Source organism: Hanamia caeni, from assembly GCF_003721595.1.
Lineage (GTDB): Bacteria > Bacteroidota > Bacteroidia > Chitinophagales > Chitinophagaceae > Ginsengibacter > Ginsengibacter caeni.
On record NZ_RJJR01000046.1, the window covers coordinates 1 to 1,817 of the forward strand.

At 38.2% G+C, this 1,817-nt stretch carries 1 protein-coding gene; it reads left to right on the forward strand.

Going from position 1 to position 1,817, the window contains the following annotated elements; genetic code table 11:
* Positions 1–130: 130 nt before the first annotated feature.
* Positions 131–1,669, forward strand: coding sequence for an IS1182 family transposase (locus EFY79_RS21250; RefSeq protein ID WP_123122772.1), 1,539 nt, complete (start codon positions 131–133; stop codon positions 1,667–1,669).
* Positions 1,670–1,817: the final 148 nt, after the last annotated feature.

Here is a 1,817-nt window from a genome sequence, read left to right on the forward strand (position 1 = left end):
GAGGCTGTCTCAAAAGGATAGCCTCTTTTTTTTATTTTTAAATTTTAGGTGGGTTTATTCACAATTTGATGTAGATAAATTTTGTGTAGTATTTATGCAATGATTTGGGATTAGGTGTTGTCTTAATAATATGGCAAAACGTAAACTGAGCGTAGCTTTCAAAGCATATACGCAACATCAGGCGATGCTGCTTCCGCCATCGCTTGATGAACTAATTAGTCCTTCCCATCCTGTAAGAGTTGTCAATCAGGTACTAGATAAAATAGATATCGAGCCTCTGATCAAAAAATACAAAGGTGGTGGCACAAGTAGTTTTCATCCCCGGATGCTGCTTAAAGTATTAGTGTATGCCTACATAAATAATACCTACAGCAGCCGCAAAATAGAAGCGGCCTTAAAAGAAAACATTCATTATATGTGGCTCAGCGGTATGAACACACCTGACCATAACACTATTAACAGATTTAGAAGTGAGCGTTTAAAAGAAGTGCTCAGACAAGTATTTACCCAGGTAGTGCTTTTGTTGGCTGAGGAAGGCGTACTAAATATAAAATCGCTTTATACAGACGGCACCAAAATAGAAGCAAATGCCAACCGCTACACCTTTGTCTGGGGCAATGCCATCAGGACTTCGAAAGAAAGAATCAAAAAGCAGCTCGATGAGCTGTGGCAATATGCGCAAAATGTAGCAGCGGCAGAAATGCCGGATACTGATCCTACTGATTTTGGGAAAATAGATGCCGGGAAAGTAGAACAAACGATACAAAAAATAGACGAAGCATTAAAGGATAAGCCAGTAAACAAACAAATAAGGCAGAAATTAAATTATGCTAAGAAAAACTGGCCCAACAACTTAAAAAAGTATGCTGAGCAGGAAAAGATTTTGAATGGCAGAAACAGTTTTAGTAAAACAGATACCGATGCAAGCTTCATGAGAATGAAGGAAGATCACATGCTCAACGGGCAATTAAAACCTGGCTATAATTTTCAGATATCAACCAATAATCAATACATCGTAAACTACTCATTACATCCTACAACAGCCGATACTACTACTTTACAGGAGCACACCGAAATTTACAAACAACAATATCAACATCTGCCTCAAACCATTACTGCAGATGCGGGTTACGGATCAGAAGAAAATTACCAGTACCTCCAGCAAAACAATATTGAAAATTATGTGAAGTACAATTATTTTGATAAAGAGCAAAGCAGCAAAGCCGATAAAAAATACCCATTTAAACCAGATACACTTTATTACAATAGTGAGAAGGATTTTTATGTTTGTCCGATGGGGCAACGGATGGAAAATATCGGTACGCATCAAACAAAAACGCGAACCGGATTTACCCAAATTATTACGCGATACCAAGCTCAAAACTGTAACGGTTGTCCGTTAAGAGGCGCCTGTCATAAAGCCAGGGGCAACAGGGTAATCGAAGTAAATCACAGGCTAAAAAAATACAAGCAGCGGGTAAAAGAAAATCTGAACAGTGAGGAGGGCATTTATCATCGCAAAAAACGGCCCTGCGATGTAGAACCTGTCTTTGGCAATATCAAAAATAACCATCAATTTAAACGCTTTATGTTGCGGGGCAAATCCAAAGTGGAAATAGAGGCAGGATTACTGGCCCTGGCACATAATCTAAGAAAGAAAGCAGCCTGAAAGGGCCATTTTTTACCTTCAAACTACCTGATTTTTGATTTTAAACTTTTGCTTTACTTCTAAAAAACAAAGTTGACTTTGAAGTCCTAAGTCATATTGTTAAACCGAAATTAAAAAGGCCATCCCAAAATTTATTTTGAGACGGCCT

Excerpts from the sequence above, each read along its gene's own strand:
- EFY79_RS21250 (WP_123122772.1), top strand. The coding sequence starts at position 131 with ATGGCAAAACGTAAACTGAGCGTAGCTTTCAAAGCATATACGCAACAT.